The sequence below is a fragment of the Paenibacillus sp. FSL W7-1088 genome (assembly GCF_037969855.1).
GTDB lineage: Bacteria > Bacillota > Bacilli > Paenibacillales > Paenibacillaceae > Paenibacillus.
Genome location: NZ_CP150216.1, coordinates 831,858 through 857,087, shown reverse-complemented (window position 1 = coordinate 857,087; position 25,230 = coordinate 831,858). Strand labels below are relative to the sequence as shown.

The window sequence follows — 25,230 nt, the reverse complement described above, 5'->3', positions numbered from 1 at the left end:
TGTTCATCGTTTGGAAGCATTATAGTTGTCGTTTAGTGTTTGAAGTGACGAACGCCTGTGAACACCATGGCAATACCGTATTCATTCGCAACTTTGATGGACTCTTCGTCCTTGATCGAACCACCTGGTTGAATAACGGCTGTAACTCCAGCTTTCGCTGCAAGTTCCAGTGTATCGCCCATTGGGAAGAAAGCATCGGATGCCAGAATGGCTCCTTTGGCTAGTTCTCCAGCTTGTTCAATAGCAATCTTGGCTGCGCCCACACGGTTCATTTGCCCTGCGCCTACACCTACAGTCATGTCGTTTGCTGCAAGCACGATCGCATTGGATTTCACGTGCTTAACCACTTTCCAGCCAAACAACAGCTGTTTCAGTTCTTCTTCGGATGGTGCACGATCAGTAACTACCTTGAGCTCGCTCGCTTCAATGGAATGCACATCGCTTTGCTGCACGATCATGCCGCCGTCGATTGAAGTTACTACGAACTTACTCTCCCGATTGCGGGCAGCGTTCAGTTCACCCGTTTTGAGCAAACGAATATTTTTCTTTTTGGTCAGGATGTCGAGTGCCTCTTGTGTAAAATCAGGAGCCAGTACGATTTCCAGGAAAATCTCACTCAGTTTAGCCGCTGTATCGCTATCGATTATGCGATTGGCTGCCACGATTCCACCAAAGATAGAAGTTGGATCAGCCGCATAAGCTTTGCCATAAGCTTCGTAGATGCTTTCGCCAATACCCACGCCGCAAGGATTCATATGTTTAACCGCCACAACTGCCGGTTCTTCGAATTCTTTCACAATCTGCAATGCTGCGTTCGCATCGTTGATATTATTGTAGGACAACTCTTTGCCATGCAATTGCTCAGCTGTTGTCAACGTATCTTGGGCTGCCAGCGGTTTGCGGTAGAATGCCGCCTGCTGATGTGGATTTTCGCCATAGCGCAAATCCTGGAGTTTTTCGTAAGTAACCGTCAGACGCTCTGGCAGTGGATCACCGTTCAGGTTGGAGAGATAATCGGAAATAACTGCATCGTATGCCGCTGTATGGCGGAACACTTTTGCCGCAAGCCGTTTGCGTGTCTCGAGTGTGGTGTCCCCATTGCTGCGGACTTCTTCAAGCACCTTGCCGTAATCTGCTGTGTCTACAACAACACTAACATAAGCATGGTTTTTGGCAGCAGAACGAAGCATGGTTGGACCACCAATATCGATGTTCTCGATTGCGTCCTCATACGTTACATCCGGTTTGGCGATGGTGTCTTGGAACGGATACAGGTTTACAACAACGAGGTCGATATAGTCCAGTCCATTCTCTTCCATCTGGCGCTTGTGCTCTTCGCTGTCACGAACAGCTAATAAACCACCATGAACTCCCGGATGCAATGTTTTCACACGTCCGTCCATAATTTCCGGAAATCCGGTCACATCCGAAATTCCGATGACAGGTACGCCTTCCTTCGACAACAGACTGCTTGTACCTCCTGTCGAAATAATCTCCACACCCATTTGCGACAGCTCGCGGCAAAAATCCACGATGCCTGTTTTATCCCATACGCTGACCAGCGCTCTTTTGATACTCACAATATGCTCCTCCTTTAATGTCCCATGGCTTCGCGCTTCATGGCGAAACACAACCGATTTATTTCCCGAGAAATATCACAAAATGCGTACCAATTTTCGACGATCATACTTGTTTCAAACGACAGTTCCTGCCCGAATCGGCTTCAGTCCGCTTTCTTTACAGTAACTTGGCGGCCTTCGAGCTGGACCCATCCCTGAGCAAACCAGGATACAACCTGAGGGTACAGCTGCTGTTCGGCAGCATGGATGGACCGACTGACGGACTCAGCCGTGTCCTCTGGCAAAATCGGAACAGGATGCTGGGCAATAATCGGCCCTGTATCCATGCCCCCATCCACAAAGTGGACGGTAACCCCGGTAATTTTAACGCCGTATTCCAGTGCCTGTCCTATGGCATCTTTGCCTGCAAACGCTGGCAACAAGGACGGATGAATATTGATCAGCCGTCCTGCATAGCGATCCACAACAACCGAAGTCAACAATCTCATATATCCGGCAAGAACAACCAGGTCAATGTCTTTGGATTCAAGCACTTCTACGATCTCAGCCTCGTAAGCTTCGCGGGAATCATAATTTTTAGGAGTAAACAGATGGCATTCCACGCCTGCATCCTGCGCCCGCTGCACCACACGTGCAGACGGTTTGTCACATACCAGCAGATCTATGGATGCACCTACTTCTCCGCTCCGCACTGCATCCACCAATGCCTGAAAGTTCGACCCTTCACCAGAGGCAAATACAGCAATACGGTAGTTAACCATTAAACATCCGCTCCCGTGAAGGTTACTCGCGCATCTCCTTCGGTCACACGTCCAATGATGTACGCTTCTTCACCGGATGCTTTCAGTTGTTCCAATGCTTCACCTGCATCTGCTTCATTCACAACCAGCACAAGTCCGATCCCCATATTAAATGTGGTGAACATGTCGCGGTTCGAAACGGAGCCCTTTTCTTGCAACAGATTAAAGATTGGCAGAATCGGCCAAGAGCCGTAATCAATATCCACATTCACGTTGTTTGGCAACATACGTGGGATATTCTCGATGAAGCCGCCACCTGTAATGTGCGCCATGCCTTTTACTTTTACCTTTTCAAGCAGGGACAGAAGTGGTTTCACATAGATTTTCGTTGGTTCCAGAAGTGCGTCACCCAGCTTACCACCCAGTTCAGCGACTTCATCCTGCAAGCCCAATCCGGCTTGTTCCAACAAAAGTTTGCGTACCAAGGAGAATCCGTTACTATGCACTCCGCTGGATGCAAGTCCGATCACCGTGTCGCCAGAAGCGATCGTTGTACCGTTAATGATTTTCGCTTTGTCCACGATACCTACGGTAAATCCGGCAATATCGTATTCACCCTCACTGTACATGCCCGGCATTTCAGCCGTTTCGCCACCGATCAGCGCACAGCCCGACTGATGACATCCTTCTGCGATTCCCGCAACGATGGCTTCGATTTTCTCCGGGATGACTTTGTCACATGCCAGATAGTCGAGGAAGAACAGCGGCTCTGCGCCTTGTACCACAATGTCGTTCACACACATGGCTACTGCGTCGATTCCGATGGTATCATGACGGTCCATGGCAAATGCGATTTTCAGCTTGGTTCCTACACCGTCTGTACCGGATACAAGCACCGGCTCATCATATTTATCTTTGTTCAAACCGAACAGGGCGCCAAAGCCTCCCAGATCTGTCATCACTTCCGGACGGAAGGTACGCTTCACGTGTTTTTTCATCCGTTCAACCGCTTCGTTGCCTGCCGCGATATCGACGCCGGCGTTTTTGTATGCTTCGGACAAGTGGAATCAGCTCCTTATTTTTCGCCCCTCCTAAATCCTCCCGCCCGGGAGGACCCCATAGGACCTTGGCAGGCCCTCTGGACACCCGCCAAACAAGCGGTGCAGGGGTGGCTGGTATGATCTTGCTATGGTTGGTTCGTTCGTGTGCTCGCGTGGTTGTTCGCCGATCCGTTGGCCCAAGGCCACCGGTCGGCGAACCCCGCTCGGCTGCGCTGCGGGGCAAGCCCGCGGGGGCAGCTGCTGCGCCTGGCTGCCCGTGCCCCTGTTGCTCCGCAAGGCGGGGCTTAAGGGCTCGGGCTGTGCCCGGAGGGCAGCTGCTTCGCCTGGCTGCCTCAGCCCCTGTTGCTCCGCAAGGCGGGGCTAAGGGCTCGGGCTATGCCCGGAGGGCAGCTGCTTCGCCTGGCTGCCTGAGCCCCTGTTGCTCCGCAAGGCGGGGCTAAGGGCTCGGGCTATGCCCGGAGGGCAGCTGCTTTGCACTGCTGCCCGTGCCCCTGTTGCACCGCAAGGCGGGGCTAAGGGCTCGGGCTATGCCCGGAGGGCAGCTGCTTTGCACTGCTGCCCGTGCCCCTGTTGCTCCGCAAGGCGGGGCTTAAGGGCTCGGCGCGGCGAGTTACGTTTTGTCCCGCCAGATAACAGCTAGCAGCTGCAGCCGAATTTCTCTTCGCCGCCGAAGTCGAGGCGGGTTGGGTAATCATTATCAAAGCATGCGAGGCAAAGCCCGCCTTTGTAGTCATCCTGATTATCTCCCTGAATCGATGCAATCAGTCCGTCCGGACTGAGGAACGACAGAGAGTCCGCGTTGATTTCACGGCAAATTTCTTCCACCGACAGCTGTGAGGCAATCAATTCCCGACTGTCAGGCGTATCGATGCCGTAGAAGCACGGGTTTTTGAACGGTGGTGAGGTAATACGTACATGTACTTCGGTTGCTCCTGCATCACGCAGCATGTTCACGATCCGGCGGGAAGTGGTTCCCCGTACAATGGAGTCGTCAATCATGACCACGCGTTTGCCTTCCACCACACGGCGCACGGCGCTCAGTTTCATCTTCACGCCCTGTTCCCGCAGTTCCTGGCTTGGCTGGATAAACGTACGTCCGGTGTATTTGTTTTTGATCATACCCATCTCATACGGAATCCCTGTCTGCTCGGCGTAGCCGATTGCCGCGGAAATACTGGAGTCCGGTACACCTGTCACCAGATCGGCATCGACAAATGACTCAATCGCCATCCGGCTGCCCATCCGTTTACGCGCAGCGTGCTGGTTTGCTCCATTCATATCACTATCCGGACGGGCAAAGTAGATATATTCCATTGCGCACAGTGCCTTGCGGTGTTTGTGATGATCGAAGCGGTCCTCGTGAAGACCATCCGCATCCAGCACCAACAGTTCACCGGGTTCAATGTCACGAATCAACTCTGCACCAATCGTCTCCAATGCACATGTCTCGGATGCAAACAGATACGCATCTCCCAATTTACCCATTGTGAGCGGACGCAGACCATGGGGATCAGAAGCAACCAGCAATTTGTCGTTAGTCATGATCAGAAATGCATAACCACCCACAATCCGTTGGAACGCATCCTTCGCAGCTTCTACCAATCCTTTGGAAGATCTCGCGATTAGATGGGCAATAACTTCGGTATCACTGGTCGTTTGAAAAATGGACCCACTCTGCTCCAGCTCACGCCGGATCGTTGGTGCATTTACAATATTTCCGTTGGTTGCTACTGCCAAATCGCCATCACGGTATTTAAATACCAATGGCTGTGCGTTCGTCAGTTTACTGTCACCACTTGTTGAATAACGGACATGTCCAATGGAAATATCCCCGGTCAACGTTTGCATCAGATCTTTGGTGAAGACTTCCTTCACCAGACCCATACCACGGTGGTAGTGAAACTCGTTGCCGTCACTTACACACATTCCTGCACTTTCTTCCCCCCGGTGTTGAAGGGCATGCAGGCCATAATAGGATAGTGATGCGGCGTCAGGGTGTTTGAACACCCCGAATACTCCGCATTCTTCCTTTAATTTGTCGAGTCCTTCCTTGCCGGACCCTTCGTTATAATAATCACCTGTCCACAATGGTCCTGTCATCAGTTCATGAGACATGGAATCGCATCCTCCCAGACCTGAGCTAAACCTCCTACAGGTTCATTCACGGCTGATGTTCCGTTCAATTCAATTGTCAGGTTACTTCCTTCTACACGTCCAATAACAGCTACAGGCACACCGCGTTCACGTACAAAAGCTTCCAGCTTACCTGCTTGCTCCGGCGAAGCCGACAACAGAATACGAGATTGGCTCTCACTGAACAGCGCATGGTCTGCACGCAATGCCGTTTCAACATTGACCTGCGCACCAACATTGCCGCTGATGCAAGACTCAGCCAATGCTACAGCCAGACCGCCTTCAGACAAGTCATGCGCGGAGCGAACGAGACCGGATTGGATTGCTTCCAGTACCGTATTAAGCAACGCTTTTTCCGTGTTGAGGTCCAGCTGTGGTGGACGGCCTTCCGTTTTGCCATGAACCGCATATTGCAGCTCACTGCCCCCCAGTTCAGCTTTCGTTTCACCGAGCAGGATAATGACGTCACCTTCGGCTTTGAAGCCCTGTGTTGTGATGTGATCTGTATCATGAACGAGACCAACCATACCAACCACTGGTGTTGGATAGATGGAGCCTTTGGCGTTTTCGTTGTACAGACTCACGTTACCACCGATAACTGGTGTATCCAGCACGCGGCAAGCTTCCGCCATACCGTCTACCGCTTTTTCCATTTGCCAGAAAATATCCGGCTTCTCCGGGTTACCAAAGTTCAGGTTGTCCGTAATCGCGAGTGGCTCTGCACCAGAACATACAATGTTACGGGCAGCTTCACTGACTGCGATCCGTCCGCCTACTTCTGGATCCAGATATACATAACGTCCGTTGCAGTCTGTTGTCATCGCCAAACCTTTACGTGTCCCGCGAATCGTTACAACCGCTGCATCCGAACCTGGACGAACCGCAGTGCTTGTACGCACCATGTAATCATATTGATCATAGACCCACTTCTTGCTCGCTACTGTTGGGGAAGCCAACACTTGTTTCAATGCACCGCCGAGATCCGACACTTCGTCGTAACGAAGCGTGTCGATGGAAGCACTTTGCTCGTAGTAAGCAGGTACAGAAGATGGTTTGTCATACACTGGACATTCGTCAACCAAAGCCGTTACCGGCATGTCTCCAACCACTTCGCCATGGTGGATCAATTTCAGACGTCCATCGTCCGTTACTTTTCCGACTTTTGCACAGATAACGCCCCAACGTTCAAAGATCTCCATCGCTTGTGCCTCATCCTTCGGCTCAACGACAAACAGCATCCGTTCCTGGGACTCGGACAGCATCATCTCATAAGGCGTCATACCTTCTTCACGCTGTGGCACCTGATCCAGATACAGTTCCAGACCATTGCCCGCCTTACTTGCCATCTCCGCACTGGAGCATGTCAGACCTGCTGCGCCCATATCCTGAATACCAAGAACAATACCGGTATCGATCAATTCGAGGCAAGACTCCATTACGAGTTTTTCCATGAACGGGTCGCCCACTTGAACAGCAGTCCGTTTGGATTCGGATTCTTCCGTCAGCTCCACCGAAGCAAAGGTTGCACCGTGAATTCCGTCACGACCTGTTGGCGGTCCAACATAATACACCGGGTTACCTACACCTTTAGCGACACCGCGCTGGATTTTGTCATGATCGATCAGACCTACACACATCGCGTTTACGAGCGGGTTACCATCGTAGCTTTCGTCAAACATGACTTCACCAGCCACGGTTGGAATTCCGATACAGTTACCATAGCCAGCGATACCCGATACGACATGTTCGAACAGATATTTCACTCGGTCACTTTCCAGCTTGCCAAAACGCAAGGAATTCAGCAATGCTACCGGTCTTGCACCCATGGAGAAAATATCACGGATAATGCCGCCTACACCTGTTGCTGCACCTTGGTAAGGCTCAACCGCGGAAGGATGGTTATGGCTTTCAATTTTGAATACAACGGCCTGATTGTCACCGATATCCACGATTCCGGCGCCTTCACCTGGACCCATCAGGACACGCGGTCCACTTGTAGGGAATCGACGCAGTAACGGCTTGGAGTTTTTGTATGCGCAGTGCTCCGACCACATAACACTGAAAACACCAATCTCCGTGTATTTCGGCTTACGCCCCATGAACTCACAGATCAGCTCATACTCGCTGTCAGACACGCCCATTTGTGCGTAAAGTTTATGTTCTGCGACCTGTTCTGCCGTCGGTTCCTTAGCGGATAGCTGCTGCGTCATGCCGATCCCTCCATGCTTTCAAAATAGATGTAAACATACGTTTGCCGTCTTCCGAACCTAACAGTGAGTCCACCGCGCGCTCTGGATGCGGCATCATGCCAACCACGTTTCCACCCTCATTACAGATTCCCGCGATATCACCCAGGGAACCATTCGGGTTGCTACCATACGTAAAGACGATCTGGTTGTTTGCCTGCAAACTCGCGAGCGTTTCCTCGTCACAGTAATAGTTTCCTTCACCGTGAGCAATCGGAATAATAATCTCTTCACCCGCTGCATAATCACGTGTAAACGGTGTATCTGCATTCACTACTTTCAGCACCGTATCGTGACAACGGAATTTAAGAGATGTATTACGAATCAATGCACCAGGTAGCAATCCTGCCTCAGTGAGGATCTGGAATCCGTTGCAAATGCCGAGAATATATTTACCTTGTTCAGCAGCCTTAGCTACCTCATTCATTACGGGTGCAAAACGGGAGATCGCTCCGCAGCGCAGATAGTCACCATAAGAGAAACCACCTGGAACAAGGATGCAATCATACGCCGAAAGATCTGTAGCCGTGTGCCATACATAATCAACCTCTTGTCCAATCGCATCTTCTACTGCTTTGTAACAGTCGATGTCGCAGTTGGAGCCAGGAAACACAAGAACTGCAAATTTCATGGGATTAACCCTCCAATTCGTAGCGGTAATCTTCAACAACGGTGTTAGCCAGCAGCTTCTCACACATTACTGTCAATCGTTTCTCCGCTTCCGCACGATCTGTTGTATCCAGGTTCAATTCCATGACTTTACCGATCCGTACACTTTCCACTTCGTTGAATCCCATGGAATGCAGGGCTCCTTGAACAGCTACGCCTTGCGGGTCGAGTACGCTTTGCTTAATAGTGACATATACGGTTGCTTTGATCATGATCCTTATGTTCCTCCTCAGTAATGAACGGGATAAATGCTTTATGCTGTTAAAAAGGTGGCTTTGGAGCTTGCTCCGGGGCGGATTGTTCTTTCCGGTCGCTTGTTGTCCCCAGGTTTTTTGGATTGTTTTGGCCCGCTGTGCGGTCAAAACCCGGGGACAAAGGCGAACGCTATCGCTCCTTTAAGAACAATTCCGCCCCTCCGCTAGTCCATGCGACGTTTTTTTAAAGGCCTAAACCTTTTACGTTGCACGGTGGGTAATGGTCTAGCCTGACCATTACGTTAAAACAATAAATGGTATTCGAGTTTAATGAGTAATCTTACTGTTCTTTTATATTGATAAACTTCCAGTTTAATAGAAGTCTTGGTTTAATTGCCTCATCCCAGTTTGACACTGGCGGAGGGAAAGATTTGAGCTGGAGAAGCGGAGCGTTCGCCTTTGCAACCGGAATGTTTCCTTTTGAAAAAAGGATTCCAATCCAAACATTCCGGGGGCAACAGCGATCGAAAGCCAAACTTTCCCGTAGCCCGCTCAAACTTTAGCCTCCTCAAAACTTTCCCATAGCCTACACTCAAACGTCCCATACTCAAACTTACTTATCAGTTAAACGGTGATAAATATCGACGTATCTTGCGGTTGTGGCCTCCACTACCTCTTGTGGCAGCGGGTCAGGTTTGCTGTTCTTGTCCCAATCGCTGCCTGCCAGATAGGTGCGCACTGGTTCTTTATCCATGCTGTCGATCTCGATGTCGAGTGCGTAATTCTCTTTGGCCCAGAAGCGAGAAGCGTCTGGCGTGAAGATTTCATCGATTAGAATGACTTTGCCATCGACCATACCGAACTCGAATTTGCAGTCTGCGAGAATGATGCCTCGCTGATCACAATAGTCGCGAGCGAATTCGTAGAGACGCAGGCTCTTTTCCTGAAGTTCAATCGCGAGCGCATCTCCGACAATTTCTTTCATTCGATCCATCGGGATGTCTTCGTCGTGACCCACATCGTTTTTGGCTGCCGGGGTGAAGATGGGAACGTCGATCTTGGCGTTTTTGCGAAGTCCATCCGGCAGCTTGATGCCGTTGACCTCTCCGCTGTTCTCATATTGTCTCCATCCGCCTCCAGTAATGTATCCACGCACCACACATTCAATATCAATGCGCTCGGCTTTGCGGGTCACCATGATGCGGTCTTTGAGCAGTTCAGGATCAGTGATGATATCGCCCAATTGGTTTATATCCGTATGCACCACGTGGTTATCCATCATGTCGCTCGTCAGTTCAAACCAGAAGCTGCTCAGTTTATTAAGCACATTGCCTTTCTCGGGGACGGCTGGGTCCAGCACATAGTCAAATGCCGAAATCCGGTCCGTAACCACGATAAGAAAATGTTCACCCAGATCGTACAACTCACGTACTTTTCCCTTATATAACAAAGGAGCTTTAACGAGATCTGCCGCAGTGGACAGCGCCATGGAGGCTCACCTTCTTTCAGGAGATGTAAGGCTATAAACAGAACCGTGATGGTGCACACTCCACTCCGATGACAGAACAATCTTCCGATCGCTGTTATCCCCAGGTTTCTTTCATTATTCCGAACCGTTTCACGGTCGAAACCCGGGGATAAAGGCGAACGCATTCGCTTCTTCAGCTTATTTCTGTCCTCTGCGTTCCCTGCTGACCCATCATTCTGTTCTCTAGCCTTATGAGAGTATTATATTAGTCGTTCAAACCAAGCTTTTTGAAGATGGTGTCTACGTGCTTCAGGTGCCATGATGGGTTGAATGCATCTGCGATTTCCTCTTCGCTCAGCACTTCCGTGATTTCCGGTGTGGATTTCACGATATCCTGGAACTGGCGTTGTTCTTCCCATGCTTGCATCGCACGTGGTTGAACGGTATCGTATGCCTGCTCGCGGCTGAAACCTTTGTCGATCAGCTTCGTCATGACGCGACCGGAGAATGGAACGCCGAAGGTGCGCTCCATATTGCGTTTCATATTTTCAGGGAATACCGTCAAGTTCTTCACGATGTTACCAAAACGGTTCAGCATGTAATTCAGCAGCATCGTTGCATCCGGCAAAATGATACGTTCTACAGAAGAGTGCGAGATGTCGCGTTCATGCCAGAGCGTTACATTCTCGTATGCCGATACCATATGTCCGCGAATGACGCGGGACAGACCGGAGATATTTTCACTGCCGATGGGGTTACGTTTGTGCGGCATTGCCGAAGATCCTTTTTGACCTTTCGCGAATGCTTCTTCCACTTCACGGAACTCACTCTTTTGCAGCGCACGTACTTCTGTAGCGAACTTGTCCAGAGATGTTGCGATCAATGCCAATGTAGCCATGTATTCTGCATGACGGTCACGTTGCAGCGTTTGGGTCGAGATTGGTGCAGGCTTCGTGCCCAGCTTCTCGCAGACAAACTCTTCAACAAATGGATCGATGTTTGCGTATGTGCCAACTGCTCCAGAGATTTTACCGTATTGTACGTTGTCTGCCGCGTGGCGGAAACGCTCCAGATTCCGTTTCATTTCTTCATGCCATAGCGCCATTTTCAGTCCAAATGTTGTTGGCTCTGCATGTACCCCGTGCGTACGTCCCATCATTGGTGTGTGCTGATACGTCAGTGCTTTTTCCCGAAGAATTTCAATGAAATTCACGATATCCTTTTCCAGAATCTCATTCGCTTGACGCAGTACATATCCCAGAGCCGTATCAACGACATCCGTGGAAGTCAGTCCGTAGTGCACCCATTTCCGCTCAGCACCCAGACTTTCAGATACCGTACGTGTGAAAGCAATAACGTCATGACGTGTTTCCTGTTCAATCTCGTAAATGCGGTCGATGTCAAAAGAAGCGTTCTGACGAAGCAATGCTGCTTCTTCCTTAGGAATGACGCCAAGCTCTGCCCAAGCTTCACATGCACAAATTTCAACTTCCAGCCATGACTTGAATTTGTTCTCTTCCGTCCAGATTGCTCTCATTTCGGGTCTGCTATAACGTTCGATCATAAATTTGTATTCCTCCAAAGATTAGTTTGTTCAATCCATTGTAATCCTTCTTCGACATCCTGACAGAGCAGATTGATATGCCCCATTTTCCGTCCTGTCTTCGCTTCGGTTTTACCATATATATGAAGCTTAGGAATCACACCGAGTTCCAACGCTTCTGCGTCAGGCTGACCCGTTCTGGCAATAATACCTTCCAGATGTTCTCCAAGCACATTGACCATAACAACCGGGCTCAATAATGAAGTATCTCCAAGCGGCAATCCGCAAATCGCACGAATATGCTGTTCAAATTGTGATGTAGCACAGGCCTCCATCGTATAGTGGCCGGAATTATGCGGCCTAGGGGCCAGCTCATTCACATACAGTCTTCCATCTGCCGCAACAAACAACTCCACTGCGAGCAATCCAACAGCTTGTATGGACTGAGCCACTGCCGCCGCCAACTTTTGTGCCTCAATCTGTATTTCAGTCGCCACTCTTGCGGGTACAATCGAAGCATGCAATATGTTGTTCACATGAATGTTCTCCGCAGGTGGGAACGTCTTAATTTCTCCATTCGTGCTGCGTGCAACAACGACTGAAATCTCGCAGTCAAACTTGATAAATTGCTCCAACACTAGTTCCGCACCGGTAGCTGCGAGTTCTTCATAAGCAGCTACCGCCTGATTGGTTTCGCGAATAACCCGTTGACCCTTGCCGTCGTATCCGCCGGTCACCGTCTTCAGTACACACGGAACACCCAGTTCACTCACTGCTGCCTTCATTGTGTCCGAGCTTGTAATTTCCCGGTAAGGGGCAACACGTACACCGGCCGCCTCAATGGCTCGTTTTTCACGCAAACGATGCTGGGTTGTGTATAATAACGCACTTCCTTGCGGTACATAGGATTCCCGTTCTAGGAGAGAAGCAACATCTGCATCTACATTCTCGAACTCATAGGTGATTACATCACACTGCCGAGCCAGTTCGAGTGCAGCTTTTTCATCGTCATATCCCGCTTCAATCTGATCGGCAATTTGTCCACAAGGAGCATCTGCTGTTGGATCAAGTGTAACGAACCGATAACCCATCGCTGTTCCGGCAAGTGTCAGCATCCGTCCAAGCTGCCCGCCTCCGAGAACACCGATGGTTGTTTTTCCTGGGAGCAAGACACGTTCTGCTTGGCCTGCTGATCCGGGTTGAATTTTGGTATTCGTCATATTTCGTCACTGCTTTCGAGCACTTCTTGTTTGATTCGCTCTCTGCGGGCTTCGCTGCGACGTTGGACATCCTGGTCAAAAGCACCGATGATCTGAGCCGCAAGCAATCCCGCATTCGTTGCACCAGCCTTGCCAATCGCTACCGTTGCGACGGGAATGCCACCAGGCATCTGGACAATGGACAGTAAAGAATCGAGACCATTTAGCGCCTTGGATTGCACGGGAACTCCAATGACCGGAAGCATCGTTTTGGAAGCGACCATACCGGGAAGATGTGCTGCCCCGCCCGCACCTGCAATGATAACCTTGAATCCACGGCCAATCGCTTGCTCCGCATATTCAAACATCAAATCTGGTGTGCGATGCGCAGATACGACCTTTTTTTCATAACCAATCTCCAGCTCGTCCAGCACCTCACAAGCATACTTCATCGTTTCCCAATCCGACTTACTGCCCATAATTACAGCTACCTGTACTGACATGAATACATCCAACTCCCGTCTGAGCGTTTTGGTTTAACGCTGTTGTTCTGTTGTTTCTCGTTTAATTGTGAAATGAAAAAATCCGCTACCCGCGAAAACATCACATTTTCTCCGGACACCGGACTCCAAGAAATACGTATCCCGCATTTGGGCATGCCAAAGGCAGGCTTGCTGTCCGCATCTGATTTCATGCGTCTCTCAGCCGTATCTCCTCGTAGTCCGGAAATTTACGGTTCCCGGGTAGATACTTCCGGGCCCTATTCCCGGCGTTATACGAGCAAATATCTATTTCAACAAATTATTTCAATAATATTGAAGATTCCACATCTTTCGAACCTACTCGACCTTAATTATAACTGATCGACACATCTAACATTCTAACAATCCCCTACAGCTAATGTCAACTTAAAGACGAACATTTAACATATTGACAAATGTAATGTTCGGAAATAACCGATCATTCGGAGATGCTGCATCCCTTTTATTCCAAAAAAGAAAGCCGACCCCTCTTCAACCTATCGAAGACAGCCGGCTTTTCTCTTTCATGTGTACACACACATTCTATAATTATTTCACGATAAGTACCGGAACCTGAGCATGCTGCACTACATTGTGACTGACGCTGCCCAAAACAAATTCCCGGATTCCACCAAGGCCACGGCTACCAATAATAATAATATCCGATCCGTTCTCTTTGGCGTAATCGAGAAGGACCTCGGCAGCAGCACCTTGAATCAGATCCACGTTCGCTGTAACGCCAGCAGCCTGAATCCGCTCTTTCGCTTCATCCGTCGTTTGCACAGCCAGATTATAGTAGTCATTATTCAATGAAGGTGGCAAAGGTGCCAATCCTTCCCCGATGAATACACGCGGAAAGTCAAAGGCATGGATAACATCCAAAACAGCACCCGGAGAAACTTTGGCTAACTCAATTGCACGATCAAGTGCTTTATTTGAAGCTTTCGAACCATCATATGCTACTAATATTTTGGAGAATAACATGTAAATCCCGTCCCTTCCTTTATATGTAGAACATTCGAAGCCAGCTTCGGTCTGACATAAAATACAAGAACCATGTAACTCCTTAAACGTCCCCAGGTCAAAATGAACCATTTATAAGAAACATTTTACATAATCATTCTAGCCACTCACCTGGAGTACAGCAGATCCCAACCATTCAATCCTTACCTTATTGCAGGAAATACCCATAGATTACCGCATTTAGGAATAACAACAACGGAATGCCAATCGTAAAACTGGGATGTTTGGTCTTGTGACGTTTACGATACATTGCAATCCATACTCCCAATGCACCACCAATAAAGGCCAGCAGAAACAGCGTTCGTTCGGGTGTACGGTCTCGACGGCGCTGCGCACGTTTCTTGTCATCCGACATGACCAGGTAACCTACAACATTGATAAACAAGAACCACAGTATTAATCCGGTTTGCATATACTTTTAGCGGTCCCCCTATCCCGGGACATCTCCCTGTACCTCCATTATAGTCCTCTAGAGGAACATGATCAACGCGAGAAGGGAACCGCAAAGATATTTAGAAGCTATGAATCCCGAATACCGAACCTATGACTCCTGTTTAGGAATACCATTCAGGTTTGGTGCTCTTTTTGCTGCTTTGTCGGGACGTACAGAGATACTCTCTTCCTGAATGCTGTCTTTGTTCTGCTGATTATGAATCTTTTCTGGTTTGTTATGTGGCATCTGCGTATCACCTCCTAGGCTTACGTTGCCTGAAAAAGGAGAATCTTATACGACAGTCTTACTCTCCCTTTTTCTCCATGGCTGCCTTCAACAGTTCTCCCAGATTGGAGCCGATCGACTCCTGTTTCGCATATTGTTTGACCAACTTTTGCTGATCACGTTTGTTCACATGCTGTTTGTCTTTATCCAATGTTTCCGTTATGCCGCAAGGCAGACATTGCACGTACAAACCTGCCTTACCCTCTTTAATTTCCATCTTTTTGTGACACTGTGCACAGCGACGGTTGGATAATCGTTTTTCAGCCGAACGACGATATCCGCAATCCTCTGTTGGACATACGAGGAACTTGCCACGTTTACCCTTCTTCTCAAGCAAGCGTGCATTACAATCCGGGCAGTGACTATTCGATACATTATGCGGCTTATACTCCGCTTTGCTTCCTTTTACGGTAGATACAAGCTCTTTCGCCATTGAACGAATGCTCTCCAGGAAAGGCTCTGGCTTCCCTTGTCCACGAGCAATACGCTCCAGTTCAGCTTCCCAGCGGGCTGTTAAATCCGGTGTACGCAGCTGAGGAGCAGCCAGTTCAATTAACTGCTTTCCTTTTCCCGTTGGATGCATGCTGTTCCCTTGACGATCGATGGTGTCGGAACTTACCAGCTTCTCGATAATATCTGCGCGTGTAGCCGGAGTACCCAATCCATACTTCTCCATCTGGGAAAGCAAAGCTGCCTCGGTATACCGTTTGGGCGGCATCGTCCGTCCGCTTTTGATATGACAACGTTGAACCGTCACGGACTGACCTTGCTGCACGTCTGGCAAAAGTGCACGCTCATGTTCCGAAGAATCGTCAGCACGATCATCATCCTCATTGCTATAATCTCCGCCGTACACTTCACGCCAGCCGCTTTCTTTCACCGTTGTGCCTTTCACATAAAAGGAATCGTGGCCCACCTGAACAGTGATCGCAACAGAGTCGTACTTCGCAGCCGGATAGAACAAGCTGATAAAACGGCGTACGATCAGATCGTATAACTTACGTTCCTCTGGATTCAGCTGATTGAGGAGAACCGTCTGTTCTGTTGGAATGATCGCGTGGTGATCGGTTACCTTGCTGTCATCCACGATACGTTTGGTGATATTCAGATTTTTACGCAACAACGGACGAGCCAAAGACGCATAGGGGCCAATCGCAACACTATCCAGTCGTTCTTTCAGCGTTCCCGTCATATCCGATGTCAGGTAACGGCTGTCTGTACGTGGGTAGGTTACCAGCTTGTGCTGTTCATAAAGGCGCTGAAGCACATTCGATGTTTGCTTGGCAGAAAAACCGTATTTCCGGTTGGCATCCCGTTGTAATTCCGTCAGGTCATAAGCCAGCGGATGCGGCTCAACCTTTTCGCTTTTTTTCACTTGGGCAATTGTACCCTTACGACCCTCTATACGTTTCTTCAGTTCTTGTGTCTCTTGCGAATCGAAGATGCGTGAATCCCCACCTGCAGCTCGCCATACCGCCTGAAAACCTCCCAGATCGGCCGTTAACGTCTCATACTCCTGCGAACGGAAACCGTTGATCTCATTTTCCCTGTCCATAATCATGCCAAGTGTGGGGGTCTGTACCCGTCCAGCTGACAATTGTGCATTAAATCGAACCGTCAATGCACGCGTCACGTTAAGACCGATCATCCAATCTGCTTCTGCCCGGCAACGTGCCGATTCATAAAGACGATCAAACTGGCTGCCTGGCTTCAGTGATGCAAATCCATCCTTGATTGCCTTGTCCGTCTGGGATGATATCCACAGCCGCTTGAACGGCTTTTTCCACTGGGCCATTTGCATAATCCAACGAGCCAGTAATTCTCCCTCACGCGCTGCATCCGTTGCAATGACTAGTTCACCAACATCCTGACGTTTCATCAGCTGCTGTACCGCTTTGTATTGATGGTTTGTCTCTTTGAGTACCTTCAGCTTGGTCCGATCGGGCAGAATCGGCAGATCCTCCAGATTCCAGGTTGCATACTTTTTGTCATAGTCCTCTGGCTCAGCCAACCCAACAAGATGCCCAAGCGCCCAGGTCACGATATATTTCGGGCCTTCCATATAACTTTTATGTTTATCACGCGCCCCCATCACTCTGGCTATTTCGCGTGCCACAGATGGTTTTTCTGCGAGTACTAATGTTTTCACTCCATATCTTCCTTTCTTTGATGAAACCTATGACCCTCACTGCTTCTATTGTTTGATTAAAAGAATTCTTCTGCTTCTATCTTTCCATTATATCATTTCATGGTATCGGTTTGCTTTGGCTTCATAAAGAACGATTTTCCTCATGGTGCCTATCCCACGACTTTCATGTCAGTTTAATTAACACAATATTCTTCGACAATTTTCTTCTGTGAATGGAATTAAGAGAAAATGGTAGGTCCAATAGCGATAATATAGTATGTATACGTTTTTTTGAATATATATGAGTATTGTAAGAATACCTTACATCTATTTAGAATGTGACAAAAGCAACTATATCAGATTCGCTAACACACATCATTGATACACAGGAAGGGAGCGTGGATGCATGACTTATCATGGATCTGTATTGAAAAAAAGTGGGGCCTTGTTACTGGCCGGAGCAGTTGTTGCCACAACATGGGGAGGAACGGTTCCCTCAGCCTCAGCTGCAACAGCAGCGCCTTCGAGCAAAACTACGGTTGCAGCCGTAACTGCTGGTAAGGCTCCTGTCACTGCAGCAGCATTTGTTCAAGCTATGGAAGAAGCGGCTACACTTGCAGGTGTTCCTTTTTCCATGGACAAGCTTTCCGGCACAACAGTACAGCGTAAAGATGCTGCTTTAGCTTTGCAATCCTGGCTGAAGCTGGAGTCCACTCCAGAATCGTTCAAGGATGTCCCGGATCAGGCAAGCTTTGCCGGTGCCGTTGGTGCGCTGAACACCGCAGGGTTGATGAAAGGATATACCGACGCCCTCTTCCTTCCCAATGCAGTACTTACCCAAAATGATGTTGCTATATTGAAAGACCGCATTTATAACTACATAAAACCATTTGTTCTGGAGGAAGCCACCATTACGGATCTCCAGGCTGCCATGACGCAAGGAAAGCTGACATCCAAAGAACTTGTGCAGAAGTACCTGGATCGCATTGAAAAATACGATGATCAGGGTGTGAGCATTAATGCAGTTCTGACCTTGAACCCGGATGCTCTCAAAATCGCTGAAACGTTGGACCAGGAACGTGCAGCTCAGGGGCCTCGCGGACCTTTACATGGTATTCCGGTTTTAGTTAAAGACAACTTCGATACCAACGATATGCCTACAACCGCAGGCTGTATCTGTTTGAAAGATTCTGTACCTGCTCACGATGCTGAACAAGTGAAGAAGCTCAAAGCAGCAGGGGCCATTATTTTGGGCAAAACCAATCTGCATGAATTCGCATTCGGTATTACCACGTCCAGCTCGCTGGGTGGACAAACACTGAATCCTTATGCGCTGGACCACTATCCAGGCGGATCGAGTGGTGGTACAGGTGCCGCCATTGCCTCAAACTTCGCAGCCGCAGGCATGGGGACTGACACCGGCGGATCAATCCGTATCCCTTCCAGCTTCAACAGCCTTGTCGGTATTCGTCCAACGATTGGATTGTCCAGCCGTGAAGGGATCATCCCTCTTGCATTGACACAGGATGTCGGCGGCCCTATGGCTCGTACCGTGAGTGATGCCGCAATCATGCTGGATGCTACAGCCGGCTATGACAAAAACGATGTCGCTACAGCTTATGCTGTAGGCAAAATCCCTTCCAGCTATACAGACTTCCTGGATGTAAACGGTCTGAAAGGTGCACGGATCGGTGTGGCCACCGAACTCATTCCAAGCACCAAAACTGAGGAAAAAGCCGTCGCTGATGTAATTAACAACGCTGTAGAAGAACTCAAAACGCTCGGAGCTACAGCAGTCCCGATCAGCATTCCAAACCTGGCGGAGATCAATAAATATCCAAGCTTGAGTGGATACGAGTTCAAATTCCAACTTAATGACTATCTGGAGTCTCTTGGTGACAAAGCCCCTTACCACAGCTTGGCCGAGATTATTGCTTCCGGACAGTTTGACAAGTCACAAGAACAGTCGATGAAGACTCGTGATGCACGGGAAACGTTGGAGACTGCCGAATATAAGGACATCGTCCTGAAACGTACCCAAATCACACGTGAGTCCTTGCTGAAAGTTATGGCGGACAATAACCTGGATGCCATTATCTATCCTACGTCCACACAAGCCGCTGGTGTTATTGGCGAAGGACAAAACTCCGGTGGTAACAACCGATTGAGTCCATTCTCCGGATTCCCGGCAATTACCGTACCTGCTGGATTTACAACTGAAGGTCTGCCAGTAGGGATGGAATTCCTGGGCCGCGCCTTTGATGAAGGAACCCTGATCAAGCTGGCTTACAGCTATGAGCAAGGGACTCATCACCGCAAAGCACCTAAGCTAACGCCATAAATCGTTAATAAGGTTAATTAAATTACCATTAAAATAGCGCAAACATTTATGTTAATTGTCTGCTTCATAGGGATTGAGACGTATCAGAAACAAAGCTAATGCTATTGAGTTATACAACTTATCTTAATTATTCTGCTTCTCAAAAAAAGTACACTCTTTTCATGACTTCATGAAAAAGGGTGTACTTTTTTTGTGTGCTATCTCAATTCAATTATGACAAGAGTTATATCCATGATTTTAATTGGTATCCGGTACGCTCCATCTAAGCACAAGACCTGCGTAGGTCAGGCCGCCTCCAAAACCAAACAGGGCTATTTGATGCCCATTCTTTAATTTCCCTGCGTCTACTGCAAGCTGTAGAGCCAGAGGGATGGAAGCCGCGGAGGTATTTCCTCGGTACTCCACACTTGTTAAAGTACGTTCCAGCGGAATAGGGCCGCGTTCACACACCGCTTCAATCATTCTTAGATTCGCACTATGGGGTACAAACCAATCGATCTGCTCCGGTTTCATCTCTGCTTTGGCTATAAGTCCACCCAATTGTTCTGGAATCGTGCGCACTGCCCACTTATAGATTTCCCTGCCATTCTGGACAAGACATCCCTCACCCTGCAAAGGTACGCCATTCATCTCCGAAGATAGACCCGTCTTATAGAGATGAATACCGCCTTCTCCACTCGTACCTGAGATGGCTGCCATAAAGTCACCTTTTCCAGCAGCTCTTTCTACCAAAAAGGCTCCTGCCCCGTCCCCGAACAATACACATGTCGTACGGTCTGTATAATCGGTAATCTTGGACAATGTCTCAGCTCCAATAACCAACACTTTATGATACATGCCACTGGTTACCAGACTGTCCGCCAGCTGCAATCCATACGTAAATCCCGCACATGCCGCATTCAAATCAAGCACTCCTGTATGTGGAATCTTGAGATTCGCCTGTACTCGGGATGCTGTGCTGGGAAACGAATATTCAGGTGTGCTGGTAGCAACCAAAATCATATCCACATCTTCTACGCTAACATTATAACGACGCATCATATCTTCTACAGCCCTGGTGGCCAGGTCAGATACAAATTGATCCTCAGCTGCGATGCGCCGTTCTCTCATCCCTGTACGCTGTACAATCCATTCATCACTCGTGTCGACCAGCTTCTCCAAATCAGCATTGCTTAATATTCGATCCGGTACATACGTACCCATTGCGGTAATGGTTGACATTGATTGATTCATACCGGTAGTCACCTCGTTTGTTTTTTATATCATTATAGCACTAAGTATTAGTACTTGGTACTAATTTTAAAAAATATTTATTATAATTCATTCCTCAGTTGTTTGTTTTAAGTGATTTCTTCACCCTATTACTCAGAGTTATGAAAGCTATCGCATGCATTTTTGATGAAGAATTGTGGATGTCATCTGAGTAACATGAAGAATACCTTAATTAAATGCGTTTTCTATAGACAGTCCATTCCGTCAGGAGGAAAATAAAAATACTGTCCTACATTACTAAAGAATAGAGATGATGTATACCCATGAAAAAAGAATTAAATATCCTTGCGATTTCCGGAAGTCTGCGCAATCAGTCCTCCAATACGTTACTAATGCACGCCATGATTAAGCTGGCTCCTCCTAACCTTAAGTTTGAAGTATATACTGGGTTAAATGATCTACCGCATTTTAACCCTGACCTCGATGTCGAGGAGGGTCCAGTATCCGTGCAGAATTTGAGAGCCCAACTGAAGCATTCGGATGGAGTTCTGATCTGCACGCCGGAGTATGGAAATGGAGTTCCTGGGGTCTTAAAAAACGCATTAGATTGGATTGTATCTTCTGGAGAATGGCTTAATAAACCTACCGTTGCCATCGCTGCTTCTCCAAGTCCCATGGGCGGTGACAAAGCCCATGCCTCACTATTAATGACGTTAAACATGATTAATGCCCAAGTCTTACATGAGGCCTCTCTAACCATTCCTCATATTACATTGAAGATGAATAAACAAGGAGTCATCATTGATTCAGAAACCCAGCATGCATTGGAGAACTCGCTTCTAAACCTAGGGGATGCATGCAACCACTTGAATAAATAGACAGACAGAACCTGCTTAAATTAAACTGACTATAAAGAAATCAATAACCTAAAAAGATTTAGGACATCACATAAATTGAAATAAAAAACAGCCCAGTAATTCCTCCGGGCTGTTAAGGTTTATATTAGATACTTCATATTAAACAAATAAAAACCACCACCGAATAACATCGGCAGTGGTTCTTTGCTTGGCGGCGTCCTACTCTCCCAGGACCCTGCGGTCCAAGTACCATCGGCGCTAGAGGGCTTAACGGTCGTGTTCGGGATGGGTACGTGTGGAACCCCTCCGCCATCGCCACCAAACGCGATTTGTCGAAGCATAGCTTCTTGAAATCCAATATGGAACTGAAAATCATACGCACATTCTGTGATGTACCGATTTTCATTTCAGAGATTATTCTCTGAAAACTAGATCCGAAACGAAATTTGCGAGTTATAACCTGCATATTGGATAAGCCCTCGACCGATTAGTACTGGTCAGCTCCATGCATTGCTGCACTTCCACCCCCAGCCTATCTACCTCGTCGTCTTCAAGGGGTCTTACATACTGGGAAATCTCATCTTGAGGGGGGCTTCACGCTTAGATGCTTTCAGCGCTTATCCCTTCCGTACATAGCTACCCAGCGGTGCTCCTGGCGGAACAACTGGTACACCAGCGGTACGTCCATCCCGGTCCTCTCGTACTAAGGACAGCTCCTCTCAAATTTCCTACGCCCACGACAGATAGGGACCGAACTGTCTCACGACGTTCTGAACCCAGCTCGCGTACCGCTTTAATGGGCGAACAGCCCAACCCTTGGGACCTACTTCAGCCCCAGGATGCGATGAGCCGACATCGAGGTGCCAAACCTCCCCGTCGATGTGGACTCTTGGGGGAGATAAGCCTGTTATCCCCAGGGTAGCTTTTATCCGTTGAGCGATGGCCCTTCCATGCGGTACCACCGGATCACTAAGCCCGACTTTCGTCCCTGCTCGACTTGTAGGTCTCGCAGTCAAGCTCCCTTATGCCTTTGCACTCTTCGAATGATTTCCAACCATTCTGAGGGAACCTTTGGGCGCCTCCGTTACTCTTTAGGAGGCGACCGCCCCAGTCAAACTGCCCACCTGACACTGTCCCCGCACCGGATTACGGTACCAGGTTAGAACCTAGATACGATCAGGGTGGTATCCCAACGGTGCCTCCACGCAAGCTGGCGCTCACGCTTCAAAGGCTCCCACCTATCCTGTACAGATCGTACCCAAATTCAATATCAAGCTGCAGTAAAGCTCCATGGGGTCTTTCCGTCTTGTCGCGGGTAACCTGCATCTTCACAGGTATTAAAATTTCACCGGATCTCTCGTTGAGACAGCGCCCAAGTCGTTACGCCATTCGTGCGGGTCAGAATTTACCTGACAAGGAATTTCGCTACCTTAGGACCGTTATAGTTACGGCCGCCGTTTACTGGGGCTTCGGTTCACAGCTTCGGATTGCTCCTAACCGCTCCCCTTAACCTTCCAGCACCGGGCAGGCGTCAGCCCGTATACTTCGCCTTACGGCTTCGCACAGACCTGTGTTTTTGCTAAACAGTCGCTTGGGCCTTTTCACTGCGGCCCCCTCGTGCTATTCACACTACCGGGGCACCCCTTCTCCCGAAGTTACGGGGTCATTTTGCCGAGTTCCTTAACGAGAGTTCTTCCGCGCGCCTTAGAATTCTCTTCTCGCCTACCTGTGTCGGTTTGCGGTACGGGCACCATCACCTGGCTAGAGGCTTTTCTTGGCAGTGTGAGATCATGACCTTCGCTACTATAATTTTCGCTCCCCATCACAGTCCAGCCTTACGATGTGCGGATTTGCCTACACATCAGCCTCACTGCTTAGACGGACATCCATCAGTCCGCGTCACTACCCTGCTGCGTCCCCCCATTGCTCATAACGGCTTACGGTGGTACAGGAATTTCGACCTGTTGTCCTTCGACTACGCCTTTCGGCCTCGCCTTAGGTCCCGACTTACCCTGAGCGGACGAGCCTTCCTCAGGAACCCTTAGGCTTTCGGCGGATCAGATTCTCACTGATCTTTTCGTTACTCATACCGGCATTCTCACTTGTATAATGTCCAGCGCTCCTTACGGTACACCTTCAACCCTTATACAACGCTCCCCTACCCCTGATGCAAGCATCAAGCCATAGCTTCGGTGGTGTGTTTAGCCCCGTTACATTTTCGGCGCAGAGTCACTCGACCAGTGAGCTATTACGCACTCTTTCAATGGTGGCTGCTTCTAAGCCAACATCCTGGTTGTCTGTGCAACTCCACATCCTTTCCCACTTAACACACACTTGGGGACCTTAGCTGATGGTCTGGGCTGTTTCCCTTTTGACAATGGATCTTAGCACTCACTGTCTGACTCCCGGAAGTAAGTCTATGGCATTCGGAGTTTGACTGAGCTTGGTAACCCTTGCGGGCCCCGCACCCAATCAGTGCTCTACCTCCACGACTCTGTTTTCCGAGGCTAGCCCTAAAGCTATTTCGGGGAGAACCAGCTATCTCCGAGTTCGATTGGAATTTCTCCGCTACCCCCACCTCATCCCCGCACTTTTCAACGTGCGTGGGTTCGGGCCTCCAGTGCGTGTTACCGCACCTTCACCCTGGACAGGGGTAGATCACCCGGTTTCGGGTCTACGTCCACGTACTACATCGCCCTATTCAGACTCGCTTTCGCTGCGGCTCCGGCTCTTCACCTTAACCTTGCACGGGAACGTAACTCGCCGGTTCATTCTACAAAAGGCACGCCATCACCCCTAAAACGGGCTCTGACTTTTTGTAAGCACACGGTTTCAGGTTCTATTTCACTCCCCTTCCGGGGTGCTTTTCACCTTTCCCTCACGGTACTGCTTCACTATCGGTCGCTAGGAAGTATTTAGCCTTGGCAGATGGTCCTGCCGGATTCATACGGGGTTTCACGTGCCCCGCACTACTCGGGATACATCTCGGAGAGAGCAGACTTTCAACTACAGGGCTTTTACCTTCTTTGGCGGGCCTTTCCAGACCTCTTCGTTTAACCGGCTCCTTTGTAACTCCATGTGAGATGTCCCACAACCCCAGAGAGCAAGCTCTCTGGTTTGGGCTTCTCCGCGTTCGCTCGCCGCTACTGACGGAATCACTATTGTTTTCTCTTCCTCAGGGTACTTAGATGTTTCAGTTCCCCTGGTATGCCTCTACATAACCTATGTATTCAGTTATGAGTAACTGGAAATTACCCCAGCTGGGTTTCCCCATTCGGACACCCCCGGATCAAAGCTTGCTTACAGCTCCCCGAGGCAGTTTCGTTGTTCGCCACGTCCTTCATCGGCTCCTAGCGCCTAGGCATCCTCCGTGTGCTCTTAGTAGCTTAACCAGTTGCTCCGGTTTCGATGGCGCGCTCCGCTTGTTTTGGACTACGTCCAAAGCCAAAAGTCGCTTCCCATTCGATACCATCGCAATAGCAGTCTACCTTATAAACACTTCACTTGTTTACACAAGATCAGCTTAAAGGAATGTTCTAAATCGCAATTTCGTTTCGATATCTAGTTTTCAAAGAACAAGCTCCATGCAAAAGCAAG

At 49.0% G+C, this 25,230-nt stretch carries 18 protein-coding genes, 2 rRNA genes and 1 riboswitch; of the genes, 2 read left to right on the top strand and 18 right to left on the bottom strand.

Features of this window, described 5'->3' with window-relative positions; all coding sequences use genetic code 11:
* Window positions 1–32: 32 nt before the first annotated feature.
* From purH to MKY42_RS03895, 15 genes are all read right to left on the bottom strand, one after another.
* A complete protein-coding gene (purH, locus tag MKY42_RS03965) occupies window positions 33–1,580 on the bottom strand; it encodes a bifunctional phosphoribosylaminoimidazolecarboxamide formyltransferase/IMP cyclohydrolase (protein WP_090904892.1) in 1,548 nt (515 codons plus the stop codon).
* 143 nt (window positions 1,581–1,723) lie between these two features.
* Window positions 1,724–2,341: a phosphoribosylglycinamide formyltransferase gene (purN, locus tag MKY42_RS03960; RefSeq protein WP_090904893.1), complete on the bottom strand. Its 618-nt coding sequence runs from the start codon at window positions 2,339–2,341 to the stop codon at window positions 1,724–1,726.
* Entirely contained in the window at window positions 2,341–3,381 is a 1,041-nt protein-coding gene (gene purM / locus MKY42_RS03955; RefSeq protein ID WP_090904895.1) for a phosphoribosylformylglycinamidine cyclo-ligase, read from the bottom strand. The genes purN and purM overlap by 1 nt, the downstream gene beginning before the upstream one ends.
* 636 nt (window positions 3,382–4,017) lie before the next feature.
* Window positions 4,018–5,496 carry an amidophosphoribosyltransferase gene (purF, locus tag MKY42_RS03950; RefSeq protein ID WP_090904897.1) on the bottom strand — a complete coding sequence of 493 codons (1,479 nt, stop codon included), beginning with the start codon at window positions 5,494–5,496 and terminating at the stop codon, window positions 4,018–4,020.
* A complete protein-coding gene (purL, locus tag MKY42_RS03945) occupies window positions 5,481–7,724 on the bottom strand; it encodes a phosphoribosylformylglycinamidine synthase subunit PurL (protein WP_339848728.1) in 2,244 nt (747 codons plus the stop codon). The genes purF and purL overlap by 16 nt, the downstream gene beginning before the upstream one ends.
* Window positions 7,702–8,391: a phosphoribosylformylglycinamidine synthase subunit PurQ gene (gene purQ / locus MKY42_RS03940; RefSeq protein WP_090904901.1), complete on the bottom strand. Its 690-nt coding sequence runs from the start codon at window positions 8,389–8,391 to the stop codon at window positions 7,702–7,704. The genes purL and purQ overlap by 23 nt, the downstream gene beginning before the upstream one ends.
* A gap of 4 nt (window positions 8,392–8,395) precedes the next feature.
* Window positions 8,396–8,641: a phosphoribosylformylglycinamidine synthase subunit PurS gene (purS, locus tag MKY42_RS03935; protein WP_090904903.1), complete on the bottom strand. Its 246-nt coding sequence runs from the start codon at window positions 8,639–8,641 to the stop codon at window positions 8,396–8,398.
* A 595-nt stretch (window positions 8,642–9,236) separates the two neighbouring features.
* Window positions 9,237–10,112 carry a phosphoribosylaminoimidazolesuccinocarboxamide synthase gene (locus MKY42_RS03930; protein ID WP_339848720.1) on the bottom strand — a complete coding sequence of 292 codons (876 nt, stop codon included), beginning with the start codon at window positions 10,110–10,112 and terminating at the stop codon, window positions 9,237–9,239.
* Between the two features lie 244 nt (window positions 10,113–10,356).
* Window positions 10,357–11,655 (bottom strand): adenylosuccinate lyase, encoded by a 1,299-nt coding sequence (gene purB / locus MKY42_RS03925; protein ID WP_179261724.1) that lies wholly within the window; start codon window positions 11,653–11,655, stop codon window positions 10,357–10,359.
* Window positions 11,652–12,854, bottom strand: coding sequence for a 5-(carboxyamino)imidazole ribonucleotide synthase (gene purK, locus MKY42_RS03920; RefSeq protein ID WP_179261726.1), 1,203 nt, complete (start codon window positions 12,852–12,854; stop codon window positions 11,652–11,654). Before purK ends, purB begins: the two co-directional genes overlap by 4 nt.
* A complete protein-coding gene (purE, locus tag MKY42_RS03915; protein ID WP_090904914.1) occupies window positions 12,851–13,336 on the bottom strand; it encodes a 5-(carboxyamino)imidazole ribonucleotide mutase in 486 nt (161 codons plus the stop codon). The genes purK and purE overlap by 4 nt, the downstream gene beginning before the upstream one ends.
* Window positions 13,337–13,531: 195 nt before the next feature.
* A riboswitch (purine riboswitch) is annotated at window positions 13,532–13,633 on the bottom strand.
* A 270-nt stretch (window positions 13,634–13,903) separates the two neighbouring features.
* Window positions 13,904–14,338, bottom strand: coding sequence for a universal stress protein (locus tag MKY42_RS03910; protein WP_024633549.1), 435 nt, complete (start codon window positions 14,336–14,338; stop codon window positions 13,904–13,906).
* 187 nt (window positions 14,339–14,525) lie between these two features.
* On the bottom strand, window positions 14,526–14,789 hold the full coding sequence (locus MKY42_RS03905; protein WP_063568208.1) for a DUF1294 domain-containing protein: 264 nt from the start codon (window positions 14,787–14,789) through the stop codon (window positions 14,526–14,528).
* Window positions 14,790–14,918: 129 nt separating this feature from the next.
* A complete protein-coding gene (locus tag MKY42_RS03900; RefSeq protein WP_175480788.1) occupies window positions 14,919–15,056 on the bottom strand; it encodes a hypothetical protein in 138 nt (45 codons plus the stop codon).
* Window positions 15,057–15,114: 58 nt separating this feature from the next.
* Entirely contained in the window at window positions 15,115–17,244 is a 2,130-nt protein-coding gene (locus MKY42_RS03895; RefSeq protein WP_111621070.1) for a DNA topoisomerase III, read from the bottom strand.
* A gap of 385 nt (window positions 17,245–17,629) precedes the next feature.
* Between MKY42_RS03895 and MKY42_RS03890 the strand changes: the two genes are divergently transcribed.
* A complete protein-coding gene (locus MKY42_RS03890; protein WP_179261729.1) occupies window positions 17,630–19,564 on the top strand; it encodes an amidase family protein in 1,935 nt (644 codons plus the stop codon).
* Window positions 19,565–19,801: 237 nt separating this feature from the next.
* Here MKY42_RS03890 and MKY42_RS03885 read toward each other — a convergent pair whose 3' ends face one another.
* Complete coding sequence (locus MKY42_RS03885) at window positions 19,802–20,797, bottom strand: ketoacyl-ACP synthase III (RefSeq protein ID WP_090904920.1); 996 nt, start codon at window positions 20,795–20,797, stop codon at window positions 19,802–19,804.
* A gap of 302 nt (window positions 20,798–21,099) precedes the next feature.
* On the opposite strand from MKY42_RS03885, the gene MKY42_RS03880 reads away from it, so the two are divergent.
* Complete coding sequence (locus MKY42_RS03880; RefSeq protein ID WP_090904921.1) at window positions 21,100–21,654, top strand: NADPH-dependent FMN reductase; 555 nt, start codon at window positions 21,100–21,102, stop codon at window positions 21,652–21,654.
* Window positions 21,655–21,839: 185 nt separating this feature from the next.
* On the opposite strand, the gene rrf is transcribed toward MKY42_RS03880, so the two are convergent.
* Both rrf and MKY42_RS03870 read right to left on the bottom strand, forming a co-directional pair.
* Window positions 21,840–21,956 (bottom strand): 5S ribosomal RNA (gene rrf, locus MKY42_RS03875).
* A gap of 144 nt (window positions 21,957–22,100) precedes the next feature.
* A 23S ribosomal RNA gene (locus tag MKY42_RS03870) occupies window positions 22,101–25,025 on the bottom strand.
* Between the last annotated feature and the right edge of the window lie 205 nt (window positions 25,026–25,230).